This window comes from Vreelandella nigrificans, assembly GCF_002374315.1.
Taxonomy (GTDB): domain Bacteria; phylum Pseudomonadota; class Gammaproteobacteria; order Pseudomonadales; family Halomonadaceae; genus Vreelandella; species Vreelandella nigrificans.
This window is the reverse complement of sequence record NZ_NWUX01000013.1, coordinates 45,659-60,888: the sequence shown is the minus strand read 5'-3', so window position 1 is coordinate 60,888 and position 15,230 is coordinate 45,659. Positions and strand designations below refer to the sequence as shown.

The window sequence follows — 15,230 nt, the reverse complement described above, 5'->3', positions numbered from 1 at the left end:
GCGCGCCTAAAGCCAACGCTGGTCGGGTGGCAAGCTGTAGGTTTTCACTAGCTGTGCGTTAAGCATGTCTTTGTGGTGGGTACGCTCTAACGCACCGGCATGGTCTTTCCCCATGCACAGCCAGCGATTGATTAACCGCTCAATCAGCACGCTATCGTCAACATCGATAAATAGCGTCCAATCAAATAGGGGGAGAAGCGCGCACCAAGGCGCTTGGTCAAGTAGCAAGTAGTTACCTTCAACAATCACGATGCGATGGGCAGGTGTAATCAACCGCCCACCCGCCCTGGCAAGATCAAGAGGCCGGTCAAACACGGGGACTGCAACAGCTTTCTCTCCGTCACGAATGCGTAGCAAATCATGGCGTAAGCTGTCGACATCAAAGGTATGCGGCGCCCCTTTTACCGGTAATTGCTCTCTCCCTAGCACAGCGTTGTCGAAGTGATAACCATCCATGGGCACTACGACAGCTTGTCCAGGCAAGTGCTGGTTTATGGCATCGCATAGCAGTGCACTGCGATAGGACTTACCTGCCCCGGGAGGGCCTGCTAATGCCACTAGGTAACGCGATTTACCATCAGCTGCTTGGATTAGCTGACAGCTTAATGTCGCAAGATCAGGGATCATGTGGGTATCAACTCATCCAGTTGCCGCCGTCGACGTTCAGCGTCTGGGCGACCACGTAGTCGCTATCTTGGCTGGCAAGAAACACCGCCGCCCCGGTATGGTCTTCAGGCAGCCCCATACGGCCAAATGGAACGGCCTCGCCAACCAAGCGCTTTTTCTCGCCCAACGGGCGATTTTCATAGCGAGCAAACAATGCGTCGACCTCAGCCCACATGGGCGTATCCACCACTCCCGGCGCGATACCATTGACGTTAATGCCATGCTTGATCAGGTCCAACCCGCAAGACTGAGTAAGGCTAATCACAGCGGCTTTAGTGGCACAGTAAACACTGACCAATGGCTCACCCCGCCGCCCGGCCTGAGAAGACATATTGATTATTTTGCCCCCCTGCCCCTGGTTGACCATGGCGCGGGCAACCGTTTGCAAGGTAAAAAACAGGCCTTTGGTATTCACAGCAAATTGTTTGTCGAAACTTTCCTCATTGACGTCTAGCACAGGAGCCATATCAAATACTGCCGCGTTATTGACCAGAATATCGATACCACCAAATCGCTGAGTCACCTGCTCCACCATGGTGCTAATAGAGTTGCGGTCACATACATTGAGCACAATGCCCATTACCCGCTCGGCATCTGCGGCCTGCTGCAGCGTCGCAACGGCCTCGTCAATGGCAGCAGTATCGATATCAGCCACAGCAACACAGGCACCTTCTGCCAAGTAGCGCTGGGCAATGGCTAGCCCTATACCGCGTGCGCCACCGGTGATCACTGCACGCTTATTGAACAGTTTCATCATCACCTCTATCTATCGTTATTTTGCTTAGGATCGCTTTGCTTAGGATTGCTTGTGCAGGAAGCTGTTAAGGCTCAGCAGATAGACTGGCTTGCCACTCACTTACCAGGGCATTGAGGCCCTGCATGTGGGGCAGCACTCGCCAGGCACCGGCATCTATTAGTCGCGAAGCTTGTTGGCCATCAAGATGGCTCGCCCCGATAAAGCCAATCACACACATACCTGCGGCGTGAGCGGCAGTAACCCCCGCGACACTATCTTCCACGACCAAACACCGACGAGGCGCGCACCCCAACGTGGTGGCTGCTAGCTGATAGATGGCGGGGTCTGGTTTTGGGTTGGCCACTTGCTCGGCGGTAAAAATAGGCGCATCACTTAGCACCTCTGCTAACTGAGTACTGGCTAGCGATGCCAGTACGCGGCTACGGCGACTATTGGAAACAACCGCTTTAGGCAGGTGGATAGCACTTATTGCTGCCTGTACGCCGTCAATTGCTTTCAGTTCCTGCGCAAGGCGCGCTTCAATAGCTGTATCTATTTGCTCGGCAGCATCAGGCTGCAGCTGGTAAGCGCTGCGCTGTGCTAGGTAACGCAATATATTGGCCGTCGTCATCCCTAGTGCCTGGCCCAGTAAGGTAGGAATATCCAGGTCTGGCAACCATTGGCTTAGGTACACCTCCAAGGTCTCTTCGGCCAGGGCTTCGCTGTCCACCAACACGCCGTCACAATCAAAGATAAGCGCCTTCATACTTGCTCACCTGGGGAGACAGCGCCATGTACAGCGGCCTGACCAGGGGCACGGTTATCGTGCCGGGTGAGCCCTGCAAGCGGATGCTGTGTAAGGCTCTCTAACGCTATCCCCTGCGCATCAAATAAGTGGGCACGCTCAGGTGAAAAACCAAACCGCACAGTATCGTTGACCCGATACGCCACATCACCATCCGCCATAATTGTGATCAACAATTCGTCCATTTGGACATATAGCGAGGTTTGTCCGCCCAGGCGCTCCAGCACTTTGATCTGCCCGCTAAGTGGGCCGTTTTCATCCAGCAGCAGGTGCTCAGGGCGGATGCCTAGTTCAAGTTCTTCAGCGTCGGCCAGCTGCTGCCCATCTACGGGCACCGTGCAAGATCGCCCGCCAGGGAGACGAACCACAACGCCGTCTGAAGAAACAGCAAGCTGCTCCACCGCAAAGAAATTCATTTTTGGTGAACCAATAAAGCCCGCTACAAAGCGATTACGGGGATGATGATAGAGCGCCATGGGTGAGCCGACCTGCTCAACCACTCCATCGTGAAGTACCACGATTTTATCTGCCATGGTCATGGCTTCTATCTGATCGTGGGTAACGTAAATCATAGTGGCATCCAGCTCTTCATGGAGCCGCGCCAGCTCAATACGCATCTGCACCCGCAGTGCTGCATCCAGATTAGAAAGCGGCTCATCAAATAGAAAGATGCTTGGGTTACGCACGATCGCACGACCAATCGCCACCCGCTGGCGCTGCCCACCCGAAAGTGCTTTGGGCTTACGGTCCAGCAGCGGCTCCAACTGCAAAATTTTAGCGGCTTCCAGCACCTTGGCACGACGCTCCTCTTTGGGTACTCCCGCCAGGCGCATACTGAAGCCCATGTTGCCTTCCACCGTCATATGGGGGTACAGCGCATAGCTTTGAAACACCATTGCCAAACCACGGTCAGCTGGTCCCACATCGTTCATACGCTGACCATCGATCACAATATCGCCCTCGCTTGCGCTCTCTAAGCCGGCGATCATGCGCATTAACGTAGACTTACCGCAGCCAGAGGGGCCAACAAAGACAACAAACTCACGATCATTGACCTCTAGGTCAATCCCTTTGATGACCTCGGTGTCGCCAAACCGTTTGGTAATATTACTCAGTTGTAAGGTTGCCATTAGGAACTCCTTTACTTGACAGCGCCAAAGGTCAGGCCGCGCACCATTTGCTTTTGGGTCATCCAGCCGAGGATTAAAATAGGAGCAATTGCCATCGTTGAGGCCGCCGACAGTTTGGCCCAGAACAGCCCTTCAGGGCTTGAGAAGGAAGCAATATAGGCCGTTAGCGGCGCCGCTTTGGAGGAGGTGAGATTGAGGCTCCAGAAAGCTTCATTCCAGCTCAGGATCACCGACAGCAGCCCCGTTGAGGCAATGCCTGGTAAAGTTAACGGCAGCAGTAGGAAGAACACCTCCTGAAACGTTGATGCACCATCCATTCGTCCCGCTTCCAGAATGTCTTTAGGCATATCTTTAAAGAAGGTGTAGAGCATCCATACCACGATGGGCAGATTCATCAGGGTGTAAATAATGATCAGTCCGGTGCGGGTATCCAGTAGCCCCACATCACGAAAAATCAGGTAAATCGGCACCAACACCCCAACCGGCGGCAGCATCTTTGTCGACAGCATCCACAACAACGTGCCCTTAGTACGCTTAGTGGGTAAAAATGCCATGGCATAGGCAGAAGGAATCGCAATCAGTAGCGCTAGAAAAGTCGAACCAAACGCAACCACTACGCTGTTCATCGCAAACCGGGCATAGCCAGAACGGGCCTGCACCGCTTGATAGCTCTCAAGCGTGGGCGAGAAAATAAAACTGGGGTCAGCAATCGCCGCTGTTTCTGTTTTAAAACCTGTCAGCACCATCCATAGAATAGGAAAAAAGATAATCAGCGCTATCGACCATCCCACCAATGTCAGCAGCAGCTGCTTAACGGGTAGAGAGCGTACTGCCGGTGGCGCACTGCTAGTACGTTGAGTTGTCATTGAAATGCTCCCAAGACCCCCAAATATCGGGTTAGTCTTCTAAGTTCTTAGCGACCATGCGGACAAGGAAAATGGCAACGATATTGGCGAGAATAATCGCAATCACGCCACCCGCTGAGGCAATTCCCACATCAAAATCAAGCAATGCGCGGATATAAATGAGGTAGGCCAAGTTGGTTGTAGCAAGCCCAGGCCCACCGGATGTGGTAACAAAAATCTCCGCAAAAATGGTCAGCAAGAAGATCATCTCAATCATGATCACCACACTAATCGCCCGTTTCAGATGCGGCAGCGTGATAAAAAAGAAGATAGCGATAGGCCCAGCGCCATCCATCCGCGCTGCTTCGACTTGATCTTCATCTAATGACTGCATGGCAGTCAGTAGAATAAGCAGCGCAAATGGCAGCCACTGCCATGACACGATGATGATGATTGAGGTCAGCGGCAACGAAGAGAACCAGTCCAGCGCTGGTAGGCCTAACGACTCAGCCAACCACGCCAACACCCCGTTGGAAGGGTGCATCATCATATTTTTCCATACCAAGGCGCTGACGGTTGGCATGACGAAAAAAGGCGAAATCGCTAATACACGGGCAATGCCACGCCCTGCAAACTCTTGCTGAAACAACACCGCTAATAGCGTGCCACCCACTACGGTAATTGCTAACACCCAGCCAACCAGTAGTAGCGTTGTACCCATAGCAGACCAAAGGGCTGGATCAGTTAACAAATATTCGTAGTTTTCTAATCCGGCAAAACCGGTCATATCAGGCATTAGTAGGTTATAGCGCTGAAAAGAGAACCAGATGGTCATGCCCAGTGGCACTATCATCCAGAGCATCAGCAGCGTTACCGCGGGTGCTTGAAGCGTGAGCGTTCGTAGCCCGCCAACTGTGCGGCCAGAAGCACGTGTTTTATTCATGGGAGTACCTGCAAAAAAAGCCGACCTGCCAGGGAACATTAATAAAACGCCTGCCTTGTCAATAAGCAGGCGTTGGCTGGCTTTATCGTTCGATATAGCCAGCCCGTTGCATAGTACGTTCGGTAGCACGCTGAGCACCTTCTAGCGCCTGCGTTACGGTACTGCTACCTGTTAACGCAGCAGCAATAGACTGCCCCACTTGCGTACCAATCGATTGGAACTCAGGAATACCCACAAACTGCACTCCAATGTAAGGGTTTGGTTCTAGCGTCGAGTCAGTCGGGTCTGCTTTCTGAATAGCATCAAGCACGAAGTCCGCAAAAGGCGCTGCTTCCGAATACTGTTCGTTGGCATAAGTAGATTCGCGGGTACCCGGCGGTACGTTCGTCCAGCCATTGGTCTCACCGACAAGCTCTATATACTCCTGTGACGTTGCCCAAGTAATGAACTCACGGGCAGCCTCTTTGTGCTCGGAAGACTCCGGAATCGCTAGCGCCCAGGACCATAGCCAGTGCGAACCTTTAGGGGTTTCAGCAACAGGTGCTGGCGCAAAGCCCAGGTTAGTTGCTACATCAGACTCACTCTCATCATAAAGCTTGCCAGCCGCTGACGTAGCGTCTACCCACATCGCGCAGTTACCACGCGAGAATAGTGCGAGGTTTTCATTGAAACCGTTGGAGCTTGCCCCTGGCGGTCCATAGTTACCCAGCAAATCGACGTAGAACTGAACGGCATTTACCCAGGCATCGGAATTGAGCTCAGGCTTCCACTGCTCATCAAACCATCGGCCACCAAAGGTGTTAACTAGCGTAGAGACGAACGCCATGTTTTCGCCCCAGCCTGGCTTACCCCGCAAGCAAATGCCCGCCACTCCCTCTTCTGAGCCATGGAGCTGTTCGGCCCAATCGCGTACCTGGTCCCAGGTTGGCTGCTCCGGCATCTCAATACCCGCTTGCTCAAACAGATCTCTGCGGTAATACATCATTGAGCTTTCGGCGTAGAACGGCAGTGCGTGAAGCGTGCCATCTAAGCTGAGGCCATCTCGTACGGAAGCCAGTAAATCGACTACAGCATAGTCATTCGGCAAGCCATCCAGCGGTTCCAGCCAACCGCGTTCTGCCCAAATCGGCACTTCGTACGTGCCAATGGTCATCACATCAAACTGACCACCGCTCGTGGCAATATCGGTGGTCATACGCTGACGAAGCACGTTTTCTTCTAATACCACCCAGTTGAGAGTGATATCAGGATGTGCTTCTTCAAACACGCTGGTAAGACTCTGCATAATCACCATGTCATTGTTATTGACCGTTGCAACGGTGATTTCAGTTTGGGCGTGCGCGTTTCCGACCACAGCAATCGCAGCCGCTAGCGTAGTAACAGGAAAATGGCGGGCGAGACGCATAAAGCATTCCTCATTGGCAAATATTGGCATTATTGTCGCCTTTGATCATATTGATCATCTATCGAACAAATGATCGTACGGAAGGCAAAAAAAAGCAAAGCCTCAAGCTTTAGACTTTACGCTAATTCATTCAATAACTTGCATATTGCATCGCAGTATGCAGGTTATTTAGAGATGATCTCAACAATCTGCCTTGCTGCAATTTCATCGGTGACCAACCCCTTTAACCATCCACCTCGTAATGCAGCTAAAATCGCTGGCGCTTTATCGCGCCCCCCCGCTATTGCCACCATAAGATGCTTTCCAAACCTCTCCAGAGGCAGGCTAGTCACCCGCCGCGTAATAGAGCAATCGATCACCTCACCACGGCTATTCAGCGGCCAACCCAACAGCTCACCAACGGCTTCAAGGCTTAGTAGTTCATCTAGTTCGTTTTCGCTGATGAAGTGGTCTTGGAAGAGTGTGGCTTGGCGATCTATGCGCCCCACACCAATAAAAGCCGCTTCAGATTCTCGTGCCACATCAGCAATGGCTTTGAATAGACGCTGTTTCAGCATGGCCTCTTTCTCGACTAACGACTCCGCTACCACAGGCGCGGGAAGTAGAAAGCGTTCACCACCTGTTTTGTCTGCCAGCAGCATGACTGCGTCATAGCGATTAGCAGAGCCATCCCTTGCCACATTCCCCACCAGAGACACAAAGCGATGCTGAGGCCGCTCGATACGGCTAAGTGCTTCTACTGCGGCCCGTACCGAGCGCCCGGTGCCGAGAGACAGGGTCAATGGGTCGCTGCGTTCCACTAACCGAGCCATCCGCTCGGCCCCTGCAACAGCTAGGTAATACGCTGCACTTTCAGGTGTTTGGCCATCAGCGGGTACAACATCACAATACGCCAACCCAAAATAGTCGCGAAGTGCGCTGCCTAATGCCATACAGGTAGAGATAGGGTGGTCGATATGGACTTTTACCAGACCTTCTTGCCTGGCAAGCGCTAAAAGGCGCTGAACACCTGGCCGAGAAACCCCTAGTTGGCTGGCAATTTCATCCTGAGTCATGCCGCCAACATACGACATCCAGGCAGCTCTAGCCGCCTGATCAAGCTTCACTTCGAACTTATCCATGGACTAACTCACTACCTGATCATTTGAAATGTTATCGCACAAAACCGCCACTAAGCCCCACCGCTATCTATCCGATACGATAGAATTATTCCGCTGTCGCTATAGTTTATTAATTACGAGGTAGATTGATATGTACAAACTTGCTTTTTTTGTTCCCATAGAAGATGCCGAAAACGTCAAACAAGCCGTATTTGAAGCTGGCTCTGGGCGTATCGGTGCATATGAAAATGTTTGCTTTCAAACCCGTGGCACAGGGCAGTTTCGCCCGATGGAAGGCGCTCACCCGCATATCGGCTCGGTCGGAAAATTAGAAAGGGTGGAAGAGTTCAAGGTCGAGTTATTGTGCGATGAAGCACATATTCACGGCGCCATTGCAGCCTTAAAACTTGCCCACCCCTACGAGGAAGTCGCCTATGACGTTTGGCAACTTGCTGATCTTTAAAACGTCTAAGCACTGCCGAAGTAGCGTTCTCGGTCGTCGGGGGTAATTTTACTGATGTGTAGCGGGTAGCTAGCACCTTTAGGCCCAGCACCGCTTTGACGATCCCTATAATAATGACGGAGAGTGCGCTCAATGGTGGGAAATGCCAAGGCGTCCCAGGGGATTTCGTGCTCTTCAAATAGAGCGACCTCTAAGCTTTCTGGGCCTGCACTAAAACCGCCTACCAAATCAGCTAGAAAAATCATATACACTTGATTGATATGTGGCAGATCAATCAATGTGTATAGCTCCCCCAACGTGACCTCAGCGAAGGCTTCTTCCCAGGTTTCTCGCATGGCTGCCTGCTGAGTGGTTTCGGCATTTTCCATATAGCCAGCAGGCAGCGTCCAGTAACCTTTACGTGGGGCAATCGCTCGCTTGCACAGCAGTACTTTAGAACCACTGATAGGCAGAGTACCTGCCACAATGCGCGGATTTTGGTAGTGAATGGTACCGCAGCTATCGCATAGGTAGCGGGGGCGGTCGTCACCTTCAGGAACAGCAAAACGGACTTTTTCACCGCACTGACTACAAAAGTTCATCGCGTTTTCTCTAACGGCTGTGGGAATAGGCTTCAACACGCTTGACGTTGATCACCGCGGCTGGGTAAAAGGGAACAAAGCAAATGGAACCTCTATGTTAGAGACTCTACGTAAACAGCTGCAACAGCACACGCCTCAACGGTTAGACCACGTTACGCTGCCAGAAGCGGCGGTGTTACTGCCGATTGTCGAGCGCCCAGCACCAACATTACTGTTTACCCGTCGGGCAAGCCACCTAACAACTCACAGTGGCCAAGTAGCATTTCCAGGCGGTAAACGTGAAGCTGGCGACACCGATCTTTATGCTACTGCGCTGCGGGAAGCAGAGGAAGAGATTGCGTTAGCACCTGCGCTAGTGCAACCCCTGGGCCGGTTATCCGATGTAATTTCACTTCACGGCATCCGTGTTACCCCTTGGGTCGGCATCATTCCACCGGATTTACCCTTAGTGGCAGACCCATCTGAAATAGATGCTATTTTCGAGGTTCCCTTAAGCCACTTTTTAGCGGATAAGCGCAACCATACCGATGTAATCACAGTAGATGGCGTTGCCCACTATGTGCCCAGCTATAATATCGATGGTCATGTGATTTGGGGGCTTTCTGCCATGATGCTAGTAGAGCTGCTCGCAAGCGGCCTTGGCATGCCTATCGACCTCTATCAACGTCCTCCTGGAGCGTTACGCTACTTTCCTGAAAGGAGCAGCCGTCTGCCAAAGTCAGCTCGCGCGCCTATTACGAGACCACCCAAATGATCGCCTCACCTGCCCACAGCTCCCCCATTTTTGAACCTGCTGCGCACACTGCGTTGGTAGAAGCGCTTGTCGAACAAGGCTGGTATGTAGGCGCAAATGTTATCGACCCTGCACTTTGCCACGCACTGCATGGTGAATTACTGCATATGGCGGAACATGATGTGCTGAGTGAAGCAGGCATTGGTCGTGGCCAGCAGCACCTTCTTCGCAAAGATATTCGGGGGGATGCTATCCATTGGCTGGATAGAGAGAGTGAAGCACAGCGCCGCTATCTCAACGCGATGAGCGAGCTTCAGCACTCCCTTAACCAAGCGCTGTTTTTGGGCCTGTTTGAATACGAAGCGCATTTTGCCCACTACCCATCTGGTGCTTTCTACCAACGCCACCTGGATAGTTTTCGTGGTCGTGCCAATCGGGTTATTTCAACCGTTAGCTACTTAAATCCTAACTGGCCTACCGATGGCGGCGGCGAAATGATCATTTACCACCCTGACAGTCCTGAACAGGAGGTTGCACGCGTAGTACCAGAGGCAGGCACCTTCGCCTGTTTTTTATCTGAAACTATTCCCCACGAAGTGTTACCCACCCAGCAGCCCCGTGCCAGTATCGCAGGCTGGTTCAGACGTAACGCCTCGATGGGTGGTGTCTTAGACCCGGCGCGCTAATGACTATGACAGCTGATGACAACGCGGCCTTGCGCGCTAAGATTGCCATGCTCACCGCGCGGAATGCCGCACTTGAAGAAGAAAAACGCCACTACCAATGGCTAGCGGAAAGCACGACGGATTTAATTTCCCGTCACGCCCGTGATGGTACCTTCTTATACGCCTCTCAAGCGGCACGAGACTTATTGGGCTACGAGCCTGACGAGTTGATAGGCGTTTCCGCGTATCAGCTCTTTCATCCTGCCGATTTAAACGACCTGTTAAACAAGTCTCCCCAGGTCTACTATAACGACGGTTTCTATCAGCAGACGTATAGGTTTCGTGCCAAAGCAGGCCATTACGTATGGTTTGAAACTACCAGCCGAACGCGCCGGGATGCTTCCACGGGTGAACTAATCGATATTTTATGCGTTTCACGGGATGTCGGACGACGTATTCATGCCGAGGCAACCCGGGAGAGGTTGGCACAGGTTGTGGAATCCACCACGGATTACGTGCTTTTTTTAGGCCCCAATCAGCACGTATTTAGCGCGAATGAGGCCGCCCGCCGCTGCTTCTCATTACCTAAAGATGCTATGCAGGTAGCACTCAACCGCTTATATCAAGCGAGCTCTCTTACTCTACTCAAGGACGTGGTTTTCCCCGCAGTAGAGCGCTATGGCTCTTGGAGCGGCGAACTGGAAATGCGTGGCTCAAGCGCCTCAGTCCCCGTGTTAAGCGTGGTGCTTGCCCACCGTAGCCGAGGAGCAGAGCCAGGGCACTTTGCGCTAATCAACCGTGATATTAGTGCACGTAAAGCAGCCGAAGCACAGGCACGGCGCCACCAGGAACAAATCGCTCATGCTAACCGCCTAGCAGCTGCAGGTGAGCTAGCTTCTAACATTGCCCACGAAATAAACCAGCCCCTAGGCGCCATTGCTAACTATACCAGTGGGGCACTTTTCATGTGCCAGCAAACCCCAGAGTTGCCTGCCAAGGCGTTACAGCTGCCGTTATCACGTATTAATGAGCAGGTGCAGCGTCTAGCTCAGCGACTACGTCATATGCGCAGCTTTGTTCGCAAGCGCAGCCACCGCGTGCGCCCTATTGCGCTAGATGATGTGGTAATAGCGGCTTGCCAACTATGTGACTGGCAATATAAACAGGCGGCTATACAGCTACTTCAGCAGCTGCCTCATGGACTACCGCGTATTTACGCCGACCCTATTGCCCTTGAGCAGGTTATCGTCAACCTGCTCCTCAATGCACTGACAGCCAGTCGAGAGTACCCTGGAGCAAACCAAGTAGTGCTCCATGCCCATAAGAGCAATAGCCGTCAAGTGACACTAACGGTAGAAGATCAAGGCCCTGGCATCCCCCCTGAACATCGAAATATCATTTTCGATGCTTTTTTTACGACTCGAGATGAGGGCTTAGGGATGGGACTAGCCATCAGCCACTCACTAATGGAGAGTATGGGCGGAGCGCTCACTCTGAATCCAAAAGGCACATTCAGCGGCGCGTCCTTTGATATTATCTTACGCGCCGAGGCTTCTCGAGGTAGTGACCCATATGCTCCAGCAGGGACTTGACCCTCTACTTATTTTAAGGATTCATCCGTGCCTAGCAATATTACTAAACCGGCTGCTGCTTCTATTTCAACTACTAGCTCAACCGCTACCTCAACAGCTATCTCAACCACCTCCCCTTCTCTTCCCATTGCCGTTGTCGATGACGACCAGGCACTTCGGGAATCACTCGTCTGGCTATTAGAATCGGTGGGCCTCGCTACCCACTCGTTTGGCAACGGCGAGTTGTTTCTATCCACAAATAGCAGCGAATATGGTGCGCTACTGTTGGATGTACGCATGCCAGGAATGAGCGGCCTACAAGTGCAGCAGCAGTTGGTTGACCAGCACGCAGCCCTTCCGATAATTATGATGACAGGGCACGGCGATGTGCCCATGGCAGTAGCTGCCTTGAAAAATGGCGCTTTTGATTTTATCGAAAAACCGTTTAATCACCAGCAACTTATCGACGTAGTACAGCAGGCGCTTGGCAGTGCTGCTCTACACCGCCAATCACGTGAGCAGCGCATAATGTTACAAGAACGCTACCAAGCACTGCGCCCAAAAGAGCAGCGCATTGTCGCCCACGTGGCCGAAGGGATGACCAGTAAGGAAATTGCGAAGCATATGCAGATTAGCGGCAAAACTGTCGAGGTATATCGGCTGCGAGCTATGAAAGCCATGGGTGCCGCCAACTTGGCAGAACTAGTGCGTCAAGCAGTGGCGCTGGAACTGGTTCCACCCCTCACTGCTGACGAATAAACTAATTACAAATAAACCAGCTCAAATAAACTAACTAAATAGCCAACTCAGTACAGTATGTCTGATCAACTTAGCGGTACAATCTGACCATTGGCCTCCTCTAGTACGTTGCGCACCTGCTCATAGTCGACACCTGCCTCCTTATGCTCCTCAAGCAAGCTGACGACATTTAACAGTGTTTCCATACCAAATGCTTTCTCGTCGGTGGCCGTAAAAGCTTGCACATAAGCATCGCCACTTGCCCCCCAGCCTACCTTTATGGGTGCGTCGATAATGTTGACCTGCGTTCCCACTGGCACACGCCAAAATACTGATTCGATATCCTCAGAATGCATACGGATACAGCCGCGGCTAGCACGCATACCAATACCATCTGGCTGATTTGTGCCATGAATCAAATATCCTGGTATGTCCAACAAAATAGCGTACTGACCTAGTGGGTTATCTGGACCTGGCGGTACAACCGCAGGCGGCGGATCACCCCGCTCGGCAGCTTCACGACGGATAGAAGCCGGTGGATACCATGCCGGATTTTCAAGACGCATAGTGGTTTTGGTAATGCCTAACGGCGTATTGTAAGCATCACTGCCAATTCCAATGGGATAGGTTTCTACCCTAGGCGCTTCGCCATCGCTCACTTTTGGGTAGTAATAGAGCCGCAACTCTGCCACGTTGATCACAATACCGGTACGTGGCTCATCAGGTAAGATGAACTGACCTGGAATGGTGACTTCCGTGCCTTCACCGGGTATCCAGATGCTTACATCGGGGTTCGCCATACGTATTTCTTCGTAGCCAACATTATGCGCCCTAGCAATATCAAGCAGAGTATCCTCATTGCCAGCGGTCACTGTATACACTTGGCCAACCATATTGCCCTCTTCAGGCAGCGTAAAATGGCCTTTGGGTGAGCTATCATCATTAGCCGCAGTAGTGCTCGCTAGGAGCCAAGCACCTAACGCAATGCTAGTGACACATAGCTGCTTGATGCGCTGGAAAGGCTGGTATCGCGTCATTTTCGTCATGGGTTCTCCTTTTTATGCGGCCTTACGGCATTGCCAACCGGCCATTTGGCAATGAATATGCCTATTGGCATGGGGTAGGTCAATTCGGCAGACTGTCGCAGTCTACTGGCAGCTGCTTCTATTTTAACTAATCTAACTGCTTTATTTGCTAACTCCCTGCTTTCGATAGATATAAAAACTACTTCTCCTTATTATCAATACAAAAACATTGCAATTACCTTTTCAAAAGCAAATACAACGTCTACCTTAATAAGTGTCTGGACGCAGTGAAGCGCTAGGCAGGGATAACTACCCCCGTAGTTTTTCCCAACAACTTAGCCGCATGGCTATAGGTATAGTAACTAGGAGTAATAACGATCTAGTCGGCGCAGTATGGAAAATGCGCAAAAGGTATTCAAGGAGGAGTTCAAACTACCTATCACTAGTCATCGTTATTAATTTGTGAAGACATTTACGTAGATTCGTATGTCTTGATACAAGCGCAAGGAGCAAGAGCAATGAAAATGATCAAACCTGCTTTTCTAGGTACCCTGATGGTACCGGCATTCATTTTTGCAGCAACGGCGATCAATGCTGATGAGCATGCCGCGACGGCAGAAAGCACCATGCCGATGGAAGCAACGTACCTAACTTCCCAGCCAGAAGGTACTTTCCACGCTGATTCTTTGACCGGCAACCAAGTAAAAAGCTCGGTAGAAGATGATGACGACATCGGTACCATTTCTGATCTAATTATCGGTGAAGACGGACAAATTCAAGCGGTAGTTGTTGGTGTTGGTGGCTTCCTTGGAATGGGCGAAAAAGACGTTGCCATTGAGTGGGACTCCCTTGAGCTCACTCAAGACGAAGATGGCGATGACTACGTTATTCGCGTTAATGCCTCACAAGATGCTCTTGAAGAAGCAGAAGAGTATGAGCGCAACTAATCTTCTTTGACCCCCCATTTTTAAAGGCCTTGGCATTCGCCAAGGCCTTTTTTATTTTCACAGCAGCTATATTTTTTTAAAAAAAAGAACCAGCTTAAAACCAACAAGCATTTCACAAACAATATTTAAAACTATCGATTATAATACAATGACGCACTAACCAATAAAAAGCACCACATAAAATGCGGTGCCATAACATAGGTTAACAAGTCAAAAAAATAACTAACCTTTAAGCTTAGCGGTCATAGTGATTTCTGCATTCAGCACTTTAGAAACTGGGCAATTAGTTTTTGCCATTTCAGCGGCTTCCTTGAATACGGCATCATCAGCATCACGGATAGAAGCTTCTACCTCCAGATGGATTTTAGAGATATCAAAACCAGAAGCCCCTTGGGAAAGCGTAACCTTCGCCTGGGTGTCGATCGACTCAGCCGTGTAGCCCTTCTCACCTAAAATCATTGAAAGAGCCATTGAAAAGCAACTTGCATGAGCTGCGCCAATTAGCTCTTCCGGATTGGTACCCTGCTCGTCCTCAAAGCGCTTTTTGAAGGAGTAGCTGGCGTCTAAAGCGCCACTTTCAGTGGAAACGGAGCCTTTACCATCCTTTAGCCCACCTTCCCAGTGCGCGCTAGCTTTACGATCCATTCTGTTCTCCTTTCCTATGGAAGTTGATTCAGGAAATTGATTCATCGCACGAGTGACCACAACCTACGGCCACTCCACCCTCAGCGTAGCTGATACTACCGACTATGCCGAATTACCGAGCCAACAAACGTTGCGAGATTCAAAAATATTTCTAAAAATATATAAAATACAACCATATAGATCACCAAAGAAGTCCTCTTTGTTAGCGTCAACGCTAAATCAGTTACAGAAC

17 protein-coding genes are annotated in these 15,230 nt (G+C 51.1%); 6 read left to right on the top strand and 11 right to left on the bottom strand.

Annotated features, from left to right (window positions below; genetic code table 11):
* Nucleotides 1–6: 6 nt before the first annotated feature.
* From CPA45_RS14270 to CPA45_RS14235, 8 genes are all read right to left on the bottom strand, one after another.
* Nucleotides 7–627, bottom strand: a complete 621-nt coding sequence (locus tag CPA45_RS14270) for a nucleoside/nucleotide kinase family protein (RefSeq protein ID WP_096652554.1) — start codon at nucleotides 625–627, stop codon at nucleotides 7–9.
* Between the two features lie 7 nt (nucleotides 628–634).
* Complete coding sequence (locus CPA45_RS14265; protein ID WP_096652552.1) at nucleotides 635–1,420, bottom strand: L-iditol 2-dehydrogenase; 786 nt, start codon at nucleotides 1,418–1,420, stop codon at nucleotides 635–637.
* A gap of 67 nt (nucleotides 1,421–1,487) precedes the next feature.
* Nucleotides 1,488–2,168 carry an HAD family hydrolase gene (locus CPA45_RS14260; RefSeq protein ID WP_096652550.1) on the bottom strand — a complete coding sequence of 227 codons (681 nt, stop codon included), beginning with the start codon at nucleotides 2,166–2,168 and terminating at the stop codon, nucleotides 1,488–1,490.
* Nucleotides 2,165–3,337 carry an ABC transporter ATP-binding protein gene (locus CPA45_RS14255; protein ID WP_096652548.1) on the bottom strand — a complete coding sequence of 391 codons (1,173 nt, stop codon included), beginning with the start codon at nucleotides 3,335–3,337 and terminating at the stop codon, nucleotides 2,165–2,167. The genes CPA45_RS14260 and CPA45_RS14255 overlap by 4 nt, the downstream gene beginning before the upstream one ends.
* 11 nt (nucleotides 3,338–3,348) lie before the next feature.
* Nucleotides 3,349–4,203, bottom strand: coding sequence for a carbohydrate ABC transporter permease (locus tag CPA45_RS14250; RefSeq protein ID WP_096652546.1), 855 nt, complete (start codon nucleotides 4,201–4,203; stop codon nucleotides 3,349–3,351).
* Between the two features lie 31 nt (nucleotides 4,204–4,234).
* A complete protein-coding gene (locus tag CPA45_RS14245) occupies nucleotides 4,235–5,125 on the bottom strand; it encodes a carbohydrate ABC transporter permease (RefSeq protein ID WP_096652658.1) in 891 nt (296 codons plus the stop codon).
* 82 nt (nucleotides 5,126–5,207) lie between these two features.
* Complete coding sequence (locus CPA45_RS14240; RefSeq protein WP_096652656.1) at nucleotides 5,208–6,530, bottom strand: ABC transporter substrate-binding protein; 1,323 nt, start codon at nucleotides 6,528–6,530, stop codon at nucleotides 5,208–5,210.
* 164 nt (nucleotides 6,531–6,694) lie between these two features.
* On the bottom strand, nucleotides 6,695–7,651 hold the full coding sequence (locus tag CPA45_RS14235; RefSeq protein ID WP_096652544.1) for a sugar-binding transcriptional regulator: 957 nt from the start codon (nucleotides 7,649–7,651) through the stop codon (nucleotides 6,695–6,697).
* A 130-nt stretch (nucleotides 7,652–7,781) separates the two neighbouring features.
* Here CPA45_RS14235 and CPA45_RS14230 point away from each other — a divergent pair, with 130 nt between their 5' ends.
* Complete coding sequence (locus tag CPA45_RS14230; RefSeq protein ID WP_096652542.1) at nucleotides 7,782–8,093, top strand: YqfO family protein; 312 nt, start codon at nucleotides 7,782–7,784, stop codon at nucleotides 8,091–8,093.
* Nucleotides 8,094–8,098: 5 nt separating this feature from the next.
* Here CPA45_RS14230 and CPA45_RS14225 read toward each other — a convergent pair whose 3' ends face one another.
* A complete protein-coding gene (locus CPA45_RS14225) occupies nucleotides 8,099–8,674 on the bottom strand; it encodes an NUDIX hydrolase (RefSeq protein WP_096652540.1) in 576 nt (191 codons plus the stop codon).
* A 94-nt stretch (nucleotides 8,675–8,768) separates the two neighbouring features.
* Here CPA45_RS14225 and CPA45_RS14220 point away from each other — a divergent pair, with 94 nt between their 5' ends.
* Genes CPA45_RS14220 through CPA45_RS14205 form a run of 4 tightly spaced genes read left to right on the top strand, consistent with a single transcriptional unit; the run spans nucleotide 8,769 to nucleotide 12,402 of the window.
* Nucleotides 8,769–9,428: a CoA pyrophosphatase gene (locus CPA45_RS14220; protein ID WP_208858517.1), complete on the top strand. Its 660-nt coding sequence runs from the start codon at nucleotides 8,769–8,771 to the stop codon at nucleotides 9,426–9,428.
* Nucleotides 9,425–10,093: a 2OG-Fe(II) oxygenase gene (locus tag CPA45_RS14215; protein WP_096652536.1), complete on the top strand. Its 669-nt coding sequence runs from the start codon at nucleotides 9,425–9,427 to the stop codon at nucleotides 10,091–10,093. Before CPA45_RS14220 ends, CPA45_RS14215 begins: the two co-directional genes overlap by 4 nt.
* Nucleotides 10,093–11,664 (top strand): PAS domain-containing sensor histidine kinase, encoded by a 1,572-nt coding sequence (locus CPA45_RS14210; protein WP_244287613.1) that lies wholly within the window; start codon nucleotides 10,093–10,095, stop codon nucleotides 11,662–11,664. The genes CPA45_RS14215 and CPA45_RS14210 overlap by 1 nt, the downstream gene beginning before the upstream one ends.
* Nucleotides 11,665–11,691: 27 nt before the next feature.
* Nucleotides 11,692–12,402 (top strand): response regulator transcription factor, encoded by a 711-nt coding sequence (locus CPA45_RS14205; protein WP_244287612.1) that lies wholly within the window; start codon nucleotides 11,692–11,694, stop codon nucleotides 12,400–12,402.
* Between the two features lie 65 nt (nucleotides 12,403–12,467).
* Here the strand turns inward: CPA45_RS14205 and CPA45_RS14200 are convergent, their stop codons facing one another.
* Nucleotides 12,468–13,418, bottom strand: coding sequence for a L,D-transpeptidase family protein (locus CPA45_RS14200; RefSeq protein WP_422822038.1), 951 nt, complete (start codon nucleotides 13,416–13,418; stop codon nucleotides 12,468–12,470).
* 506 nt (nucleotides 13,419–13,924) lie between these two features.
* Between CPA45_RS14200 and CPA45_RS14195 the strand changes: the two genes are divergently transcribed.
* Complete coding sequence (locus CPA45_RS14195) at nucleotides 13,925–14,353, top strand: PRC-barrel domain-containing protein (RefSeq protein ID WP_096652532.1); 429 nt, start codon at nucleotides 13,925–13,927, stop codon at nucleotides 14,351–14,353.
* A gap of 222 nt (nucleotides 14,354–14,575) precedes the next feature.
* On the opposite strand, the gene CPA45_RS14190 is transcribed toward CPA45_RS14195, so the two are convergent.
* Nucleotides 14,576–14,998, bottom strand: a complete 423-nt coding sequence (locus CPA45_RS14190) for an OsmC family protein (protein WP_096652531.1) — start codon at nucleotides 14,996–14,998, stop codon at nucleotides 14,576–14,578.
* Nucleotides 14,999–15,230 lie beyond the last annotated feature (232 nt).

What these genes read in the sequence shown, in the direction of transcription:
- CPA45_RS14240 (WP_096652656.1), bottom strand. Translation starts at nt 6,530, where the DNA reads ATGCGTCTCGCCCGCCATTTTCCTGTTACTACGCTAGCGGCTGCGATT.
- CPA45_RS14235 (WP_096652544.1), bottom strand. Translation starts at nt 7,651, where the DNA reads ATGGATAAGTTCGAAGTGAAGCTTGATCAGGCGGCTAGAGCTGCCTGG.
- CPA45_RS14225 (WP_096652540.1), bottom strand. Translation starts at nt 8,674, where the DNA reads ATGAACTTTTGTAGTCAGTGCGGTGAAAAAGTCCGTTTTGCTGTTCCT.
- CPA45_RS14250 (WP_096652546.1), bottom strand. Translation starts at nt 4,203, where the DNA reads ATGACAACTCAACGTACTAGCAGTGCGCCACCGGCAGTACGCTCTCTA.
- CPA45_RS14200 (WP_422822038.1), bottom strand. Translation starts at nt 13,418, where the DNA reads ATGACGCGATACCAGCCTTTCCAGCGCATCAAGCAGCTATGTGTCACT.
- CPA45_RS14190 (WP_096652531.1), bottom strand. Translation starts at nt 14,998, where the DNA reads ATGGATCGTAAAGCTAGCGCGCACTGGGAAGGTGGGCTAAAGGATGGT.
- CPA45_RS14255 (WP_096652548.1), bottom strand. Translation starts at nt 3,337, where the DNA reads ATGGCAACCTTACAACTGAGTAATATTACCAAACGGTTTGGCGACACC.
- CPA45_RS14215 (WP_096652536.1), top strand. Translation starts at nt 9,425, where the DNA reads ATGATCGCCTCACCTGCCCACAGCTCCCCCATTTTTGAACCTGCTGCG.
- CPA45_RS14210 (WP_244287613.1), top strand. Translation starts at nt 10,093, where the DNA reads ATGACTATGACAGCTGATGACAACGCGGCCTTGCGCGCTAAGATTGCC.
- CPA45_RS14245 (WP_096652658.1), bottom strand. Translation starts at nt 5,125, where the DNA reads ATGAATAAAACACGTGCTTCTGGCCGCACAGTTGGCGGGCTACGAACG.
- CPA45_RS14195 (WP_096652532.1), top strand. Translation starts at nt 13,925, where the DNA reads ATGAAAATGATCAAACCTGCTTTTCTAGGTACCCTGATGGTACCGGCA.
- CPA45_RS14265 (WP_096652552.1), bottom strand. Translation starts at nt 1,420, where the DNA reads ATGAAACTGTTCAATAAGCGTGCAGTGATCACCGGTGGCGCACGCGGT.
- CPA45_RS14270 (WP_096652554.1), bottom strand. Translation starts at nt 627, where the DNA reads ATGATCCCTGATCTTGCGACATTAAGCTGTCAGCTAATCCAAGCAGCT.
- CPA45_RS14220 (WP_208858517.1), top strand. Translation starts at nt 8,769, where the DNA reads ATGTTAGAGACTCTACGTAAACAGCTGCAACAGCACACGCCTCAACGG.
- CPA45_RS14260 (WP_096652550.1), bottom strand. Translation starts at nt 2,168, where the DNA reads ATGAAGGCGCTTATCTTTGATTGTGACGGCGTGTTGGTGGACAGCGAA.
- CPA45_RS14230 (WP_096652542.1), top strand. Translation starts at nt 7,782, where the DNA reads ATGTACAAACTTGCTTTTTTTGTTCCCATAGAAGATGCCGAAAACGTC.